At 65.8% G+C, this 17,451-nt stretch carries 10 protein-coding genes; 3 read left to right on the forward strand and 7 right to left on the reverse strand.

All coding sequences use genetic code 11. The annotated features are described in order from the left end of the window. A complete protein-coding gene (locus ACQI46_RS00115; RefSeq protein WP_427091929.1) occupies positions 1 to 777 on the forward strand; it encodes a succinate dehydrogenase iron-sulfur subunit in 777 nt (258 codons plus the stop codon). Positions 778 to 854: 77 nt separating this feature from the next. On the opposite strand, the gene ACQI46_RS00120 is transcribed toward ACQI46_RS00115, so the two are convergent. The 6 genes from ACQI46_RS00120 to ACQI46_RS00145 form a co-directional block, all read right to left on the reverse strand. Continuing rightward, positions 855 to 1,994, reverse strand: a complete 1,140-nt coding sequence (locus ACQI46_RS00120; protein WP_427091930.1) for an AI-2E family transporter — start codon at positions 1,992 to 1,994, stop codon at positions 855 to 857. Between the two features lie 86 nt (positions 1,995 to 2,080). After that, positions 2,081 to 3,073 (reverse strand): DUF5914 domain-containing protein, encoded by a 993-nt coding sequence (locus ACQI46_RS00125; protein WP_427091931.1) that lies wholly within the window; start codon positions 3,071 to 3,073, stop codon positions 2,081 to 2,083. Continuing rightward, positions 3,070 to 4,539, reverse strand: a complete 1,470-nt coding sequence (locus tag ACQI46_RS00130) for an FAD-dependent oxidoreductase (RefSeq protein ID WP_427091932.1) — start codon at positions 4,537 to 4,539, stop codon at positions 3,070 to 3,072. The genes ACQI46_RS00125 and ACQI46_RS00130 overlap by 4 nt, the downstream gene beginning before the upstream one ends. A gap of 68 nt (positions 4,540 to 4,607) precedes the next feature. Then, positions 4,608 to 5,552 carry a phytoene/squalene synthase family protein gene (locus ACQI46_RS00135; RefSeq protein ID WP_427091933.1) on the reverse strand — a complete coding sequence of 315 codons (945 nt, stop codon included), beginning with the start codon at positions 5,550 to 5,552 and terminating at the stop codon, positions 4,608 to 4,610. After that, a complete protein-coding gene (gene crtI, locus ACQI46_RS00140; protein WP_427091934.1) occupies positions 5,552 to 7,057 on the reverse strand; it encodes a phytoene desaturase family protein in 1,506 nt (501 codons plus the stop codon). Before crtI ends, ACQI46_RS00135 begins: the two co-directional genes overlap by 1 nt. Beyond that, complete coding sequence (locus ACQI46_RS00145) at positions 7,057 to 8,187, reverse strand: polyprenyl synthetase family protein (RefSeq protein WP_427091935.1); 1,131 nt, start codon at positions 8,185 to 8,187, stop codon at positions 7,057 to 7,059. Before ACQI46_RS00145 ends, crtI begins: the two co-directional genes overlap by 1 nt. A 200-nt stretch (positions 8,188 to 8,387) precedes the next feature. On the opposite strand from ACQI46_RS00145, the gene ACQI46_RS00150 reads away from it, so the two are divergent. Next, positions 8,388 to 8,963 carry a carboxymuconolactone decarboxylase family protein gene (locus tag ACQI46_RS00150; protein ID WP_427091936.1) on the forward strand — a complete coding sequence of 192 codons (576 nt, stop codon included), beginning with the start codon at positions 8,388 to 8,390 and terminating at the stop codon, positions 8,961 to 8,963. Here the strand turns inward: ACQI46_RS00150 and ACQI46_RS00155 are convergent. After that, positions 8,920 to 9,840 (reverse strand): sigma-70 family RNA polymerase sigma factor, encoded by a 921-nt coding sequence (locus ACQI46_RS00155; protein WP_427091937.1) that lies wholly within the window; start codon positions 9,838 to 9,840, stop codon positions 8,920 to 8,922. The genes ACQI46_RS00150 and ACQI46_RS00155 overlap by 44 nt on opposite strands. 665 nt (positions 9,841 to 10,505) lie before the next feature. Here ACQI46_RS00155 and ACQI46_RS00160 point away from each other — a divergent pair. Then, positions 10,506 to 17,441, forward strand: coding sequence for an Ig-like domain-containing protein (locus ACQI46_RS00160; RefSeq protein WP_427091938.1), 6,936 nt, complete (start codon positions 10,506 to 10,508; stop codon positions 17,439 to 17,441). The last annotated feature ends 10 nt before the right edge of the window (positions 17,442 to 17,451 follow it).

The raw sequence follows: 17,451 nt of genomic DNA on the forward strand, positions 1-17,451 counted from the left end.
ATGAGTGCGCCTGTAATCGAGAAGGACGAGGCCACCACCCCGCCCGTGCCCGACGGCGCGGTGATGGTGACGCTGAAGATCGCCCGATTCAATCCGGAAGACCCGGATTCGGCCGGCTGGCAGAGCTTCCGGGTCCCCTGCCTGCCCTCGGACCGGCTGCTGAACCTGCTGCACTACGTGAAGTGGTACCTGGACGGCACGTTGACGTTCCGCCGGTCCTGCGCGCACGGCGTGTGCGGTTCGGATGCCATGCGGATCAACGGCGTCAACCGGCTGGCGTGCAAGGTGCTGATGCGCGACATGCTGCCCAAGAACCCGAACAAGCAGCTCACCATCACCATCGAGCCGATCCGCGGGCTGCCCGTGGAGAAGGACCTCGTGGTGGACATGGAGCCGTTCTTCGACGCGTACAAGGCGATCAAGCCGTACCTGATCACCTCGGGCAACGAGCCGACGCGCGAACGCATCCAGAGCCAGACCGACCGCGCCCGCTACGACGACACCACCAAGTGCATCCTGTGCGCCTGCTGCACCACGTCGTGCCCCGTCTACTGGAGCGAAGGGTCGTACTTCGGTCCGGCCGCGATCGTCAACGCGCACCGCTTCATCTTCGACTCTCGTGACGAGGCGGCGGCCGAACGGTTGGACATCCTCAACGACGTCGACGGAGTGTGGCGCTGCCGCACCACCTTCAACTGCACCGAGGCCTGCCCGCGTGGCATCGAGGTGACCAAGGCGATCCAGGAGGTCAAGCGCGCGTTGATGTTCGCGCGCTGAGCGTCCTTTCGCCGAACTTGCATTCCACGCGCGTCAAAAGTGGATTTGACGCGCGTGGAATGCAAGTTCGGCGGGGGTCAGGCGGGTTCGTTCTCCGGCTCGGCTTCGTCCGCGGTCTCGGCTTCATCCGCGTTCTCGCCGGCTCGGATGCTCACCTGTTCGAGGTAGTACCGCAGGATCACCGCCGCCGCGGCTGCCACCGGCACCGCCAGGAACGCGCCGATCACACCGAACGTCGAGGCACCCAACGTCACCGCCAGCAAGACGATGACCGCGTGCAACTTCATCGACTTCGACTGCAGCCAGGGCTGCAGGACGTTGCCTTCGAGTTGCTGCACCGCCAGGATGATTCCCAACACGATGAGTGCGTTGACGGGGCCGTTGGCGACCAGCGCGACCAGCACCGCCAAACCACCGGCGACGAAAGCACCGACGATCGGGACGAACCCGCCGATGAAGGTGATGATCGCCAGCGCGTACGCCAAGGGCACGCCCAGAACGACCAATCCGATGCCGATGAGCACCGCGTCGACGAGGCTGACCAGGGCCTGCGTGCGGATGAACCCGCCCAGGGTTTTCCAGACACGTTCCAACATCTCGGCGATGTGCGGTGCGGCCGGCATGCCCACGGTTCGTCGCAGCCACGGCAGGAACGCCGGACCGTCTTTGAGGAAGAAGAACGTCACCACCACGGTGGTGAAGAACGTGACGAGCGCCGAGGTGGCAGCGCCCACCCCGGTGAACACGCCCGACGCGATCTGCGCGCTGCTGGAGTTCAACGTGTCGTTGATCGCAGCGACAGCGGAATCCAATTGCGCTTCACTGATGTTCAGGGGCGGACCGTCGAGCCAGTCCCGCACCTTCACCACACCGGCGGTGGCCTGCTCGGCCAACTCGGTGGATTGTTCGACGATCGCCGGCGCGACCGCGGCGATCACCCCGGCGATGACACCCGCGGCGATCGCGAGGGCCAGCAGCACCGCCGGAGCCGGCGGCACCCCTCTGTCCCGGAGCCAGCGCACCGGAGGCCACAGCACCGTGCACAGGATCAGCGCCAGCAGCACCGGCAGCATGATCACCCACGTCTTGCCGACCACCCATGCCAGCACCCACAGCCCCGCGCCCACCGCCACCAACTGCAGCGCCACGGTCGCGCCGGCTCTGAGATGCTCGCGGTAGACCGAACCTCGGGTCGGGCGTGACTGGCTAGCGTCCATCTGCCTTTTCTACCCGTCTTCGCCCAGATTGCATCCAGCGCGACGAAAACACGCGGTTGACGCGCGTGGAATGCAATTTCGGCGGGTCAGGAGCGGAGGTGGTAGAGCCGTTCGGCGTAGGCCAGGTCGTCGCGCCACAGCCGCGTAGCGGCCTGACGCATCAGCGGGCGGATCAGCGGCGCCGCGACCAGCCCCTTGCCGAAGTGCGGCCGATCGGAGTGCGCGACGACGGCCTCCACGACCGCCGAGCGCGACCGACCGTCCCGGCCCGAACCGACTGGCGTGGCGTGTGTTTCCACGACGCTGCCCTTTCCCTCGCCGTCGACGATGCGCATCACCACGGCGCGCGGTGTGGGTGCGGTGAACTCGGCGACGACGGGCACGCCGAGCCGGCCCATCCGGAACGTCACCTCGACGACGAAGCGGTCGGCGTCCTCGGGCAGGTCGTCTTCGGCCGGGGGTGCGCTCAGCACCCGCAGCTGCGTGAACGAATACGGGTGAAACCACGCCCCGTGCCAGGGATCGAGCCGGTTGGCCACGATGTCCTGAGGTTCGCAGACCCCCTCCAGTCGGGTGACCGCGGCCAGCGACGGCTGCGGTGGACGCGGCATAGCAGGGGGTGTGTCAGTGGGTTGCTGCCCGCCGATGTCATCCAGGCGCACCCAGCACAGCACGCCGTCGTCGTAGGCGGGCAATGGTTTCCAGGTGCCGTGGCGCTGCGTCCCCAATCGCAGGCCGTGCCACGGGCAGACCAGCGTGCCGCACTCCACGGGCGCCTGCGCGAGGTCGGCGCCCAGGTGGGGACATGCCCGCGGCGCCACCAGCAGCTGACCGTCGGCACCCCGCCACGCCACCAGCTCGCGTCCACCCACCGAGGTTCCGAACGCCTTGGTGGTGATCGACGAGCTCGCCGCGAAGGTGAACCAGTTACCCCCGGGACGGCGTTGAGCGCGCTGGAGCGCCGAGCGGATCACTGCCGGATTGGCGTCGGCGTACGACGGGGTCTGGGCTGCCCAGTTGGTCGACGGAATCACCTGAAACGGAACCGCTTTCGCGAGCCGTTTGCGCCACTGACTCATCGGGCCGCACCAGCCAGTCGCCGAAGAACAGAGGACCGCCCCTGGTTGGGCACGGTGTGCAGCGCATGCCCGGCCAGGCCGAACCCGGCGAGCAGCTCGTTGGCCGCGGTCCAGCCCGTCGTCGCCGCGCGTTCCATCAGCGCGACCGGAAGGTCGATGCGGATCCCGTCGCCGGCGAGCTTGATCCGCGGATGCGGTGTTGCGACCGTCGGCCGGTTCGCGAAATCGCCTGGCGCGAAGCGGGGGCAGTCCTGGCGGCGCAGCACCCGCTGATCGACGATCTGCGCGTCGGCGGTCTCGGGATACAGCTCGTGCATCCGCTTGATCAGCGCCGCACAGACCGTGTCGTCGGCGTCGGCCACCGAGTAGGCGTGCAACTCCACGACCGATCCGCCTGTGCGCGCCGCCCACTCGGCGGCTTCGCGTTCGTAGCGTTCCAGCACACTGACATTGTCCAGCGGCTCGCGCCCACCTGTCCCGACAAACGCCGAACGGTCCGCCCGTACCGCGCGGTCCAGCCACAACCGCAACACCACGAACGCCGGCGCGACACCCATGCCGGCCACCTGCTCGCGCCACTGCGGGTCCCCCAAGCCCGGCGACGCGGACACCAGAGCTTGCAGGCCCGCGACGTCGGCGGCCAGCACCGCGCCGTCGGCGACGAACTCGCCGCGCGAGCTGCTCAGCGTGACCTGCTCCCCCACCGTCAACTCGTGGGCTTCCACGCCGGTGTGGAACGTGACGCCGAGCCCGGTCAGGTAGTCACGCAACGGATTCCACAGCGCTACATCGAAGTTCGCGTTGGAAACGTCGAAGATCAATCCCTCGCTGGAGCCCAGGAAATAGATGTGGAACATCGTGACCAGCTCGCCGGCCGACAGCTTTTCGGGCCGGGCGAAGAAGCTGCGCGCGAACACCTCGAACGCCAAATGCCGCGCCGCGTCGGGGAAACGGATGTCGCGCAGAAAGGTCGCCGCATCGCGGTGGTCGAGCAACTCGTAGGTCTCGGGCACCGATACCGTCGCCAGCGGCGCAGCGGCTTTCGCGTCGAGTCGCACGAGGTCGCGCAGCCGGAAGGTGGGACTGCGCAATGCGAAAGCCAGCGCGTTCAGCGGTGGGGTCTGCGGCAGCCCGCGGAAGGTGTCGCGGCGGCCGTCGCCGTCGATCAGCGGGTAGTCGTCGACCGGTGTCAGCGCCGACAACGTCGGATCGCTGCGTCGCAGCAGTGCGCGCAGGTTGTAGTACTGGCGGAAGAACGCGTGGAAGCCGCGGTTCATCGCCGCCGCAGACCCGTCGGCCAGCGTATCCGGCCAGCCACCGACCCGGCCGCCCAGATAGTCGCACCGTTCGACGACGTCGACCGCGACGCCGCGTTCGGCCAGCCCGGTCGCCGCGGCCAGACCGGCGATGCCGCCGCCGACCACCACCACGCGGGGCTGCTGCTGGTCGGGCGCAACCGAGGTCAACCCCGGTGGTCCTGGCCAGCGTTGCCGGCGTCGGTCAGTCTCCGGAGTCACATGCCGTTGCTGCACCGTCAAACACTCCCGAATCGAAGCCTGTTCACCCACGCCTTGCCGATCCCGGCGACCGCAACCACCAGTCGACGCGGCTTACCCACCGTCGCACGACGGCCGAAGATCTCGAAGTCGATCGCCTCGATTCGGTCCAGGATCTCCGAATACAGCGTCAACGCCGCAGACACGCAGGGCCGCGAACACGGGGCCAGCGCGTCGATCCCGGGGCGCGCCTGGTCGTAGACCTTGCGGGTGATCGCGTGCTGCTCGGCCAGCGCCCGTCGCACGCGCCCGTCGGTGCGGCCTTCCCGCTGGCACCACAGCAGACGCTCGCGGTCCACACCGTGAGCGGCCAGTTCGTCCGCCGGCAGGTAGACACGGCCGCGGTCGAGGTCTTCGTCGATGTCGCGCAGGAAGTTCGTCAACTGGAACGCCTTGCCCAGCGCCGCGGCGTACGGTGCTGCTTCCTCGCGCCGGCCCACCGTGCCCAGCACCGGCAGCATCTGCAGGCCGATCACCTCGGCCGAGCCGTACATGTACCGCTCCAACGACTTACGGTCCGGATAATCGGTGACCGTCAGGTCCATCCGCATCGACGCCAGGAAGTCGTCGAACAGATCCCAGCTGATGTCGTACTTGCGCGCGGTGTCCACCACGGCTGTCAGGGTCGGGTGATCGTCGGCCGGCTCGTGCTGAACCAGGCTGGCGAACAAGCGCTTTGACAGCTGCTGGAGTTCGTCGGCGCGCTGCTCGACATCTCGGTCGTCGAAACCGTCGAGGATGTCGTCAGCACCACGGGCGAACCCGTACAGCGCGTGCACGGCCGGACGCTGCCGGGGCGTCAGAAGCCGGGTGGCCAGAAAGAACGTCTTGCCGTGCGCGGCGTTGACGTCGCGGCAGTGTCGGTAGGCCTCGCGTAATGACGGTTCCCGTACACCGGCGGCATCGAGCTCTGAGCTGATCATCAGCGGTGGACCTCCGTGTGCGAGCGGACAGCGGTGAGCCCGGTGATCCGGTCGGCGGCCAGTCGGCCGGACAGGATCGCCGTCGGAACTCCGACACCGGGCACAGTCGAGGAGCCCGCCAGCACGACGTTGTCGATGCCGCGGACGGTATTGGCCGGGCGGAACGGACCCGTCTGAGAAAAGGTGTGTGCCAATGCAAATGGGCTTCCGGCAGCCATTCCCTGCCGGCTCCAGTCCGACGGCGTCACCACATGCAGGATCTCGGCGTCATCACCGACACCGGGCATCCGGGTGCGCACCGCGCTGAGCATCTGGTCGGTGTACTGCTCGCCCGTCGTGTCCCAGTCGACGGTCCCGACATCGGTGTTGGGTGCGGGTGCGAGCACGTACAGCAGATCCCGCCCGGCCGGCGCCAACGACGGGTCACCGGCGGTCGGCCGGGTCACCAGCAGCGACGGATCCCGCATCACACGACCGTCGTCGATGATGTCGCGGAACGTGTCCTTCCACGCGTCGCCGAACAGGATGGTGTGGTGGCCGGCCCGGTCACCGACCGCCGCGCATCCGACGTGCGCGACCACCGCCGACGGGGCCGCCTTGATCCTCAACGGCCGTCGCGGTGTCCGCCGCAGGAGCCGGTAGGTGTCAGGGAGTTCGGTGGTCAGCACCACGGTATCGGCCGCGTAGCGCTCACCCGTGGCGGTACGCACGCCGGTCGCCCGTGGTCCACTGAATTCGAGCTCGGAAACCGGTGCGTTGTAGACGAATTCGACACCGGCACGGGTTGCGGCTGCGGCCATCGCGTCGGGAAGCGCGCGCATGCCGCCGTCGGGAAAGTACACCCCGGCAACAGTGTCCATGTAGGCGATCACCGCGTAGACCGCCAGCGCGCTCTGCGGCGGCACCCCCGCGTAGAGCGCCTGGAAGGTGAACACCCGCAGCAGACGCTCGTCCTTCAGGAACCTGCGCACCACGGGTTCCCACCGGCGGAAAGCCCCCAGCGCCACCAACCGAGCCAGCTGCGGGGTCAGCAGCGACAGCGGCGAGTCGAAGTTGTTGGCGATGAACCCATCGAACTCGGTGCGGTACAGCTGGGTCAGCCACTCCCGCAGCCGCAGATAGCCGTCGGCTTCTGCGCGTCCGGCGAAACGTTCGACCTCGGTGGCCATCGCGGCGCCGTCGGTGTGCACCGCAAGCTCGCTGCCGTCGGCGAACTTCGCCCGGTACGCGGGGTGTACCTGTTGCAGCGCAAGATGATCCGACAGCGACTCGCCGAGAGCGGCGAACGCGTCGTCGATGATGTCCGGCATCGTCAGCACGGTGGGGCCGGTGTCGATGCGGTAGCCGTTGATGTCCGCGCGGCCGACCCGACCGCCGGGGTGGCTGCCGCGCTCCAGCACGGTGACGCTGCGGCCCCGCCCGGCCAGCTGCATGGCCGCCGACAATCCCGAGAGGCCGGCTCCGACGACGACGACCCGGTCGGTCTTTCCGGTGACGGTGCGCATCACGCCGCCCGCTGGGTGCAGGCCACTGCCATCTCGGCCAGCGCGGCGCGCGGAAGCTCGGGCAGCTCCACCTGATCGAGGTAGTCCATGGCGCGGCGGTGTCGTTCGCCGATGCGTTCCTCGATCCACTGCACTGCACCGCTGGCCATGATCAGCGTCCGCCACCGTTCGATCGAGGCGGCGTCGAGGTCGGTGGCGCTCATCAGGTCGGCGAGCTGGCCGCGCAGTCCGGGGCCGGCGAGTTCGTAGGCGGCGACGATGACGCTGGTCGCCTTGCCGGCTTCCATGTCGGTGTGCGCGGACTTGCCGGTCATCGAGGGGCTGCCGAACACGCCCAGGACGTCGTCGCGGAGTTGAAAGGCCTCCCCGATGGCCGAGCCGTAGCCGGACAAGGCCATCAGCTGCTCGGGGTCGCAGCCGGCCATGGCGGCGCCCATCTCCAACGGGCGACGCACCGTGTAGTTGCCGGACTTGCGGCGCAACACGTCGAACACCTCGTCGAGCGTCGGGAATGCGTGCGAGCTGTTGACCAGGTCCGCGAACTGGCCGACGGCGAGTTCGACCCGCATGTCGTCGTAGCGCGGCCACACCCGCGTCAGCGCCTCGTCGTCCAGGCCACTGGTGCGCAGCATCTGCGCCGCCCACACCAGGCACAGATCACCCAGCAGGATCGCCGCGGATTCGCCGAACCGGTCGGCCGAACCCCCCAGCCCGCGCTCACGATGCCAGCGCGAGAAGACCACATGCGCAGCCGGCCGTGCCCGCCGCATCGGCGAGGCATCCATGACGTCGTCCTGAATCAGCGCGAATGCGTGCAACAACTCCAGGCTCGCCGACGCGCGCAGCGCCCCATCGTCCTCGGCTGCGCCGCACAGCCAGCCCAGATACATATAGGTCGAGCGGACGTACTTGCCGCCCTCGACGAAGTCGCGCAACAGACCCGGTGCGACGTCGACGTGGGCGTCGCCCAGCCGTTCGACGCATTCGCGGTGGACGAAATCGAGTAGGTGAGTGCGTACTGCAGAACGCACGTCGTCGCGCCAGACCGCCAGCCTGGCGGCGTCCGCCTCCGGCCACCGGCTCGGAGCGGCTACCGCCGCTCGAATCCATTCACCGCTGTTCAAGGACATGCTCCTTCTGGTCGCGCCGACCCTCTTCATGCGGAGCATTCGGAGCGGTTCGCGACTCGGATGGGTCCTGGTTCGGGACTTTTTCCTGACGATCGCCGCTCAGCCAGCGCGCCTTTCGACGATGTACCCACTTCTGAAGGTTTCTCCCCTCCATTCGCCTCGTTCTGTCACACCTCGACGGGCTGTCTCGTCTGTGCTGTATGACCCCACGAATTCCGGCCCGGTCCCCCGACCAGGCCTCACTGATCACCCGCCTGATGTACCGCTACGCCAAGCACCGCTTCGGGGAGGTGCCCGAACCATTTGCCGTTGCGGCGCACCATCCGCGTCTGCTGCTGGCCAACGCCGCCCACGAAGGGTTGCTGCAGTCCGCGTCGCAGCGTCTGCCGAGCAGCGTGCGCGAGCTGGCCGTCTTCTGGACTGCGCGTCGCATCGGCTGTTCCTGGTGCGTCGACTTCGGCGCGATGCTGGCACGTCTCGACGGTCTGGACGCCGACAAGCTCACCCACATCGACGACTACGCAACATCACCGGCCTACACCGACGACGAGCGCGCCGCCATCGCCTATGCAGAAGCGATCACCACGGACCCGCACGAAGTCACCGACGAACAAGTCGACGACCTCCGCCGACGCTTCGGCGACGCAGGCGTGATCGAACTGACCTACCAGATCGGTGTGGAGAACATGCGCGCTCGGATGTACACCGCGCTCGGTATCACCGAGCAGGGGTTCAGCTCCGGAGATGCGTGCCGAGTGCCGTGGGCGTCGCCGTAGCCAGCGGCGACGCGGTGAACTTGTCCGGGTTGGCGATGTCGTAGATCGCCACCACACGGCCCCCGTCCACCGTCACCGCGGAAATCCGCGGCGCCAGCGTCGGCCACCCGCCGTCGGCGTCGGCTCCCGGCGAGTACAGGCCGAGCTCCCCGTTGACGAGCGCCGGCCGTCCGCTGTCGAAGAACCGCGGACCGTAGCGCTGCGCCAGGCCGAGCAGGAATCTGGCCACCTTGTCGGCACCCTCGACCACCCGGGCGGCGGTCGGGGCGCGTCCGTTCGCGTCGCCGGTGAACGTCACCTCGGGGTGCAGCACCGCCACGACAGCCGCCAGGTCACCGGAGGCCATGGCGCCGAGCAACTTTGCGACGACGTCGCCGTGGTCGGCGGCCGGAGGCGGTGCCGACGCGACCGTGCGGCGGGCACGCGAGGCGAGTTGGCGGGCCGCCGCGGTGGTCGAGCCGAGGATCTCGGCGATTTCTCCGAACGGCACGGCGAACCCGTCGTGCAGCACGAACGCGACCCGTTGATCGGGCGTCAGGTTCTCCAGCACGACCATGGCCGCGAACCGGGCATCCTCGCCGGCCACCACCGCCGTGAGTGGATCGTCTTCGTCGAACGAGGTGACCACGGGCTCGGGCAGCCACTGCCCGGTGTAGCTCTCACGCCGGTGCGCCGCCGAGCGCAGCCGGTCCAGGCTGAGTCGACTCACCACCGTGGTCAACCAGGCTTTGGTATCGCGAATCTGGTTGTCGCGGCGACTGTTCCATCGGATCCAGGCCTCCTGCACGACGTCTTCGGCGTCGGCGAAGGTGCCGGTGAGGCGGTAGGCCACCGAGACCAGGTGCGGCCGGAGCCGTTCGAACTCCGCGGTGGTCATAGGTGCAGTTTAGTGCGGGCGCCCGGGGGTCGGGGGTCGCGAAAGTGCCCTCAGCGTAGGGTCGCGGCAGTCGTCACTACGCTGCGCGCACTCTCGCGGTCGGAGCCGCGTTCCACGATGAAACGCGCGATGCCTGGGGACACGCTGACGTCGCGAATATCGGTCAACGCATGCATGGGACGGGCGCCGGCGAGTGCTCGTTTTCCGTTCACCGGTACAGCGGAGACGCCGAATTTGGGCGTCGGACGCCAGCGTTACGGTGCGCGACGCGGTCAGCGGAATCAACACCACATTCACGATTTCCGACGAGGCAGCCGGCCGCTACGGGTCGCTATTTACCGTCACGGTGTCCGGCACCCCCCTCGTCACCGCGGCTCCTTGTGCGCCACTTACAGCGAACGTCCACGAATTCCGGCCCTTCACCCAGCACCCACGCAACCTCAACGCATGAGTCAAAATTTGCCTTCAGGCGCTAGATCTGCCATTCAGGCGTCGTCCGAACGTATGAATCTCCTGAGACGCTCTGCAGATGCCCTGTTCAAGCGCTTATCCCGGAAACATCAACCCGAGAATTGCTTCGACTAACTCCGTCAATACCGCGTTGCTCTGAGTAGCATCTCCCGTCAGTTGACCACTGTGGGTCACATTCCCGGGGGAGCATTGCCGTGGGCTATGCAAAGTACGTTGGTCGTGTCGGCGCGTTGGCGGTTGCGTTGGGGATCGGCACAGCAGTTGCCAATCCAGCGTGGGCCGACACCACCAATTCCGAAACGTCGTCGACTGATTCCGCAAGCACGAGTGCCCGCACGTCGGCTTCCGAGTCCGAGTCGCCGACGGAGGGGGCGACCACGTCGTCAGCTGTGGAGAGCGCTCCGACGGAATCCGAGGCCGACGGACCAGTCGACGAGTCGGAGTTGGAAGACGCCGAACTCGATGGTGAGGACCAGGAAGCCGCCGACGGGATAGCGGCCGAGAGCCCAGCCCCCGAGCCAGAAGACGTCCACGTCGACGACGTCGTCGTCGAGCCCCGCACCGGTCGCCCGTCCGTCGAGGAGTCGGCCACTACGACGGCCGCGGCCGGCCGAAGTGGGAGCACGGACGCCGCCCCATCGCAGACCGCCACAATCGAGACACCCGCGGCCAACAGCACATCGGCCGCGACGAACCTTGCCGACAAAACCAGGCTCGTCGTGGATGGTCGTGTGGCAACTCGGGCGGAGGGGCGCGGGCCGGTGCACAACTCGCCGGCGACGACGCGCAAAGTTCCGGCCACGAACTTCATCGACACCGTGCCGGCGCCGGCACCACTGGTCAGCCAGCCCACACCGATCGGAGCGATCTTCGGCGGGGCGGTGAAGATGCTCGACATCGCCGCGAAGGCGTTGAACATGCTCTTCAATCCCGCTCCCAGTGCGCCCAGCGATCCTCCGTTGCTTCTCGGGGTTCTTGCCTTCGTGCGCCGCGAGATCGCGCGCACGTTCTTCAACAGCACGCCGAACGCGATCGCAGATGTCGCTGAAACATCCGAAAGCCTGCCCACACGAATCACCGTGCTGGGCAACGATGTCGATCCGGACACTGGCGACATCCTCACCGTCACCGGATACACGCAGGCCGCCAACGGCACGGTGGCGCTGAACCCGGACGGCAGCTTCACCTACACGCCGAAGGCCGGCTTTGTCGGCACCGACACCTTCAGCTACCGAGTGTCCGATGAAGCCAGCCCCTGGCACGTTCATTCACTGGTCAGTCTGCTGCGAGGCGGGCATCTGTCGGTCGCGACGGTGACGGTCACCGTCGCCCCGACGATTCCGATGAACCAGGCACCCGTCGCCAACGACGATTCGACCAGTACCGCCGAAGGCACGCCGGTCGTGGTTGGCGTGCTGGCCAACGACACCGACGCCGACGCCGACACTTTAACCATCACTCAGGTGTCGACGCCGCTGCAGGGCACCGTGACGATCGATGGCGGGAATCTGACCTACACCCCGGTCGCGGGGTATCACGGCACTGCTTCGTTCACCTACACCGTTACCGATGGCGAACTGACCGACACCGCGATCGTGAGCGTGACGGTCACTCCGGTCAATGAAGCGCCTGTCGCCGTTGCGGATTCGGCTACCACGGCGGAAGATTCGCCGATCGCTGTTGATGTCCTGGCCAACGACACCGACCCCGACGGCAACACACTGACCATCTCCGCAGTCGGCGCACCCAGCCACGGAACCGCAGTGATCGCCGACGGGAAGATCACCTACACCCCCACGACCGGGTATCACGGTGCCGACTCATTCACCTACACAGTGTCCGACGGAACGCTGACCGACACCGCCATCGTCACGATCTCTGTCGGGTTCGTCAACGACGCGCCTGCTGCGACAGACGACACGTTCACCATGCCGTCCGACGTCCGCAGTGTCATCGTCAACGTCGTCGACAACGACACCGACTCGGATGGCGACCCCCTGACCGTCGTCGCTGTCACCGGAGCGGCCAATGGAGTCGTCACGTTCACCGGGGGCACCATCACCTACACCCCCGCAACAGGCTTCTCCGGCACTGAGGTGCTGACCTACACCGCTTCCGACGGGCTGCTCAGCGACACCGCCACATTGACGGTCATCGTGCCCGTTTTCAACGTCGCTCCCGTCTTCGGCACCCCCGCCTACGATTTCACGACACATAACGACAGCGGCACGGTGACCGGAACCATCAACGTCTCCGATCCAGACGGAGACACACTCACTTTCGAGCTGACCGCAGGTCCCGAAGAGGAAATCGGCACGGTCGTCATCGATTCCGAGACCGGAGCATGGAAGTTCACACCCACAGTGCAGGCGCGGTTCGCCGCCTGGCTCAAAACTGGAGAGCCCAGTACCACCTTCAAGATCACAGCATCTGACGGGCGGGCCACTACAACCATCGATGTCGTCGCGCCGATCGATGCCGCGGTGAGCTTTTCGACCGACGTCCGCACCATCGACGAAGCGCGCCTTGGTGCCCAGGAGTTGGCGATAGCGCCAGACGGCCGCCTCTACATCACCCAGTACCTTGCCGATGACTCCGCAGGCACGATCACGGTGATAAATCCTGACGGTTCGATCGATACGGTCATCGAGATCGGTTCGATCATTCCTCAGGCGATCAGCACTGCCTTCGACGTGGCCATCGGCCCAGATGGCCGGATCTACGTCACCAGCGAGGTCGCTGACAGTTGGGAAGACGACTACCAAGAATCCTTCCACGGCGCTGTGGTGGTCATTGACCCTGCGAGCGACCACTCCGCCGCGCTGTTTGCGAATCTGGCAGAACCAGCATCGGGTATCGATGTCGACAACGCAGGGCGCGTCTATGTGGGTAGTTGGACTACCAAGACAATCACAATCTTTCACCCCGACGGCTCTGTCGCAGACACCATCCACCTGCCGGAATTCGAAGACGCGGCGACCGGCATCACCGGCCTGACGGTCGGGCTCGATGGCCGGATTTACATCACCGATCCCTGGCAGGGAACCCTCATCGTCGTCGAGCCTGACGGGTCGATCGCCCAGACCGTTGATCTCGGCGGCAACCCGTGGAGTGTAGATGTCGGGGCCAATGGTGCCGTCTACGTCACAGACCCCGACACTGGCACGATCACCGTGCTAGACCAAGACGGCTCGATTACCCGCACTATCAACCTTGGAAGCGGCAGCTACCCGTCCGATGTGACGTTGGGTGCCGACGGCCGTGTCTATGTGCCGTATTCAGTGGCCGGTGACGACGGTCCGCTCAGCAGGATCGCTGTGCTGACCCCGGTCGCTGTCGCCGATCTGCTCAGCACCGCTGAGATCGGCGAACCGATTGCAGGCGCCCCCGGCTCCGCCGACGGATCGGTACTCGGTAGCCCGGTCGTGGTTGCCGACGGCACGATCTACCGAACCACCACTACCCGCGACTCGGCAGGCGTCACCACCGTCACCGTCGCGGTGATCGGCACGAGCGGCACGACCACCTATACCGAACCGGTGCCGGGTGACCCAGCGGGCCCGCTGGTCGTGGGCGCGAACGGCACCGTCTACCAATCGGTCACCTACCGCGACTACGAGAGTGGCGCCACCACCTCCGGAGTCGTGATCATCCCGCCAACTGGCCCAAGCTGGTTCACCGGCCACCACGTTGGCGCCCCCGCCGGCCCGGTCGTCCTCGGGGGCGACGGCACCGGTTACCAAATCCTCTCGCAGCTCTTGAGCGACGGTAGCTACACCACAACGGTTTTGGTCATCGCCTCGGACGGGGCTACCCCTTACACCCTCAGCGGCTTCCCTGGCGGTTCTGGAATCGGTGCGCCGGCCGGACCGGTGGTGGCGGCTGGCGGCACGGTGTACCTCACCATGGGCGACTGGGTCATCGACCCAGTCACACTGCAAGCCGGCGAACACACCACGACGGTGGCGATCCTCGGCCCGAATGGACCAAGTACGTACTCGATCGACGGTGCCGCAGGCGGCGGAGTCGGGTTCGCGTCCGATGGGACCATCTATCAGCCGATCTATCAGACGCCCGCCGGCCCCGATGCCGCCCTCGGCACGGCCGGGATTGCAGTCCTCACCGACAGTGGACTGGTCCGGCTCGCCGGCACTATCGACGGCATTCCCATTGGCAGCCCGGTACTTGGCCCGGACGGGACCCTGTACCAAACTGTATTCAGCCCTGTATTCGACACCGACGCTGGGACAGTCGAGTACGTCACAACCGTAGCGGCAATCACCACGACCGGGCTGACGCCGATCCTCCAGGACATCGCCGGCATCCCACTGCAAACCTCCGGCGGACCGAGCGTGTTGCCGGTCGTCGTCGGGCCGGACGGCACCGTGTACCAGGTGGCGCAGGACTTCGACCCGGCCACCTACACAGCGAGCACCACGCTGGCTATACGGACCGCCGCGGGCGACACCGATATCGTCGATATCGCCGGTGAGGTGGTCGGCACGGTGGTGCCGGGTGTCAACGGAAACGCGTTCCTGACAACCTATGACGCCGATACCGACACCACCAGGGTGGCGGTCATCACCGCCAATGGCACCACCATTCGCGAACTCGCGGGCCGTCCCGGTGACCCGCGATCCACTGGGACGAACTGGACGGTAGTGGTAGCGCCGGACGGAACCGCGTATCAGACCACTGCTGTCCATTCAGACACTGGTGTCTATACGACCAGCGTTTCGGTATTCACCGCGACGGGCATCGCGACGCACAGCATCGACGGTGTCCCAGCGGGATCCGTCGTCATCGCATCCGATGGGACCGTCTATCAATCTGTCGGGCACATCGCTCCCGATTCAGGAGTTTCGAGCACCACGGTCGCCGTTATCTCTCCGTTGGGTATCACGCCGATCACGCGCCCGATCGCGGGGGCGCCAGCCGGGCCCGCGGTCTTCGGACCCGAAGGCACCATTTACCAGGTCACCGTGGAGACGATTTCCGGATCGGGTGACCCATCGTCACGCCTGTACATCATTGGGGGACCCTCGCCAGCAGAAGACCTGCGTCCCAACAGCGAAGTGGCAAGCCACGATGCGACGCTTACCGCTACGACAGGCGATGCGCCGGCCGCGATTACAACCACTCCGCCGGACGCAGGCCGACCAAGCGCGACACCGATTGTCGGCGCTCATTTAGCGCTCGCGGCAGGCGCGTCCACTGGCATCGTGAGTACCGCTGACACCGTGTCGACCTTGCCCGGAACGGTCACCCCTACCGCCACCATCACCACCAGCACCGTCTTCCCGTACCCAAGCCAGGTCGTCGTGAGCCCAGACGGCCGCCACGTCTACACGGTCAGCATCACCGGCACCGGCTCTACCGTTCGGCAAGCGGTCACCATCGTTGATACCCAAACCAACACCGTGAAGACGATCCCCGTCAGCAACGGCTACCCCTACAACGCGTACGGAATTGCGGTGAGCCCAGACAGTCGGCACGTCTATACCAACGGACTCACCTTCACCGGAACCAGCTACCAGCCTGCGGCGTTCATACTCGACACCGTCACGAACACCGTGCGCACAGTGCCGATCAGCAGTGCCTACTTTAACGAGGTGGGAATAGCCGTAAGTCTTGATGGCCGCCGCGTCTATTACAGCGGTGTCGTCCTCGACGGCAGCGGCCGTCAGCAAGTGCTGACCGTCCTCGACACGATCTCGAACACCGTGACCACGGTTCCCGTCCCTAACGAAAACAGCAGCGATACTGCATATCTCGCCAACGGAGTGTCTGTGAGCGCGGATGGGCGTCGCGTCTACACGACGAGCGTCACCGTCAACGGCTCCGTCGCCATAACGGTGCTCGACACTGCCACCAACACTGTCACCGCCATCCCTGTAAGCGGTGCTGTCAGGGCATTCGGTTTGGCCCTCAGTCCGGACGGTCGCCGCGCTTACACCGTGGGTGTCAGTCTCGACGGCACTACAGCAATGGCCGTGCTCGACACCGCCACCAAGATAGTCACCACCATTCCCGTCCCCCACCATTACGGCAACCCCTACGGTTACGCCGTCACCGTCAGCCCGGACGGTCGCCGCGTCTATGCGAGTAGCGGATATGAAGTCATTGTCTTTGACACCACCACCAACGACGTGACCACCGTCCCGATCAATATTGGCAGCGAAGACTTCTACTTGGGCGGGATAGCCCTCAGCCGGGATGGTCGGAAAATCTACACCACGAGCGGTTACGAACTTGACGGCGGTGTCGCCCAGGAGGCTGTGCTGGTCCTCGACACCTCGAAGATCGATGGGCTGGCATCGTGGAAAATCACCATGCAGGCGATCGCGAGGTTGATCCCACAATTTTCGGGCAGCATTTTAAGCGAAGGTGATCAAAGTAATGTCCAACAGGGCAGAACCGCCGACCTTCTCCCAAATATCCTCCTCGATGGCGACACCATTACCATCGACAAGATTGTGGAAAATGGCGTGACCCGCGTAGTGGCCTACATCAGCGGCATCAAAGGCGAATGGTGGGACCTGTTCACCAAGAATGCGATGCTTCGGGCAAAGCGAGGGATCATCGACGAAAACATGGAACGAGCAATAAATCAAACTATCGAAGACATCGAGCGACAAGGGGAATATGTTTCAGAAATCCTTCTAGTCGGCTTCAGCAAGGGCGGGTCGACTGCACAAAATTACGCGGTAAAGGGCCGATATTCGGAGAAGGTTACAACTGTCGTAACTTTCGCGGCCCCATTAGTCAAGAAGGCGAGCGAATACAGAGCCGAAGTCGACGTCCTGCATCTCCACGCCGAAAACGATTTCATTCCGAAGGACGAGTTCTTCGGCGGCATATTCGACATCTGGAACGGCGGGAGGATGCAAGTGAGCAACCGAGGTTATAGAGAGACATTCGTCAACAACAAGGCGGACTGGAAGACCGTGTATCTCGCAAATACCAAAGGTACAGACCCGAACGACCCGCACAGTCGAAAGAACTACGCCGAAGCCGCTCGTATCTACGATACGAATGCTCACCGCTGGGAGCAGTCGCGAAGAGTGCTCAGCGCCATAGACCGCTTCCTTTCCGGAACGGTCGAGAAGACCGTCGTCAACTTCTTCTGAACCTGGACGA

The organism is Mycobacterium sp. SMC-4, assembly GCF_050205565.1.
In the GTDB taxonomy this organism is placed as follows: domain Bacteria; phylum Actinomycetota; class Actinomycetes; order Mycobacteriales; family Mycobacteriaceae; genus Mycobacterium.

What these genes read in the sequence shown, in the direction of transcription:
- ACQI46_RS00155 (WP_427091937.1), bottom strand. Translation starts at nt 9,840, where the DNA reads ATGACCACCGCGGAGTTCGAACGGCTCCGGCCGCACCTGGTCTCGGTG.
- ACQI46_RS00115 (WP_427091929.1), top strand. Translation starts at nt 1, where the DNA reads ATGAGTGCGCCTGTAATCGAGAAGGACGAGGCCACCACCCCGCCCGTG.
- ACQI46_RS00125 (WP_427091931.1), bottom strand. Translation starts at nt 3,073, where the DNA reads ATGAGTCAGTGGCGCAAACGGCTCGCGAAAGCGGTTCCGTTTCAGGTG.
- ACQI46_RS00150 (WP_427091936.1), top strand. Translation starts at nt 8,388, where the DNA reads ATGACCCCACGAATTCCGGCCCGGTCCCCCGACCAGGCCTCACTGATC.
- ACQI46_RS00135 (WP_427091933.1), bottom strand. Translation starts at nt 5,552, where the DNA reads ATGATCAGCTCAGAGCTCGATGCCGCCGGTGTACGGGAACCGTCATTA.
- ACQI46_RS00120 (WP_427091930.1), bottom strand. Translation starts at nt 1,994, where the DNA reads ATGGACGCTAGCCAGTCACGCCCGACCCGAGGTTCGGTCTACCGCGAG.
- crtI (WP_427091934.1), bottom strand. Translation starts at nt 7,057, where the DNA reads ATGCGCACCGTCACCGGAAAGACCGACCGGGTCGTCGTCGTCGGAGCC.
- ACQI46_RS00145 (WP_427091935.1), bottom strand. Translation starts at nt 8,187, where the DNA reads ATGTCCTTGAACAGCGGTGAATGGATTCGAGCGGCGGTAGCCGCTCCG.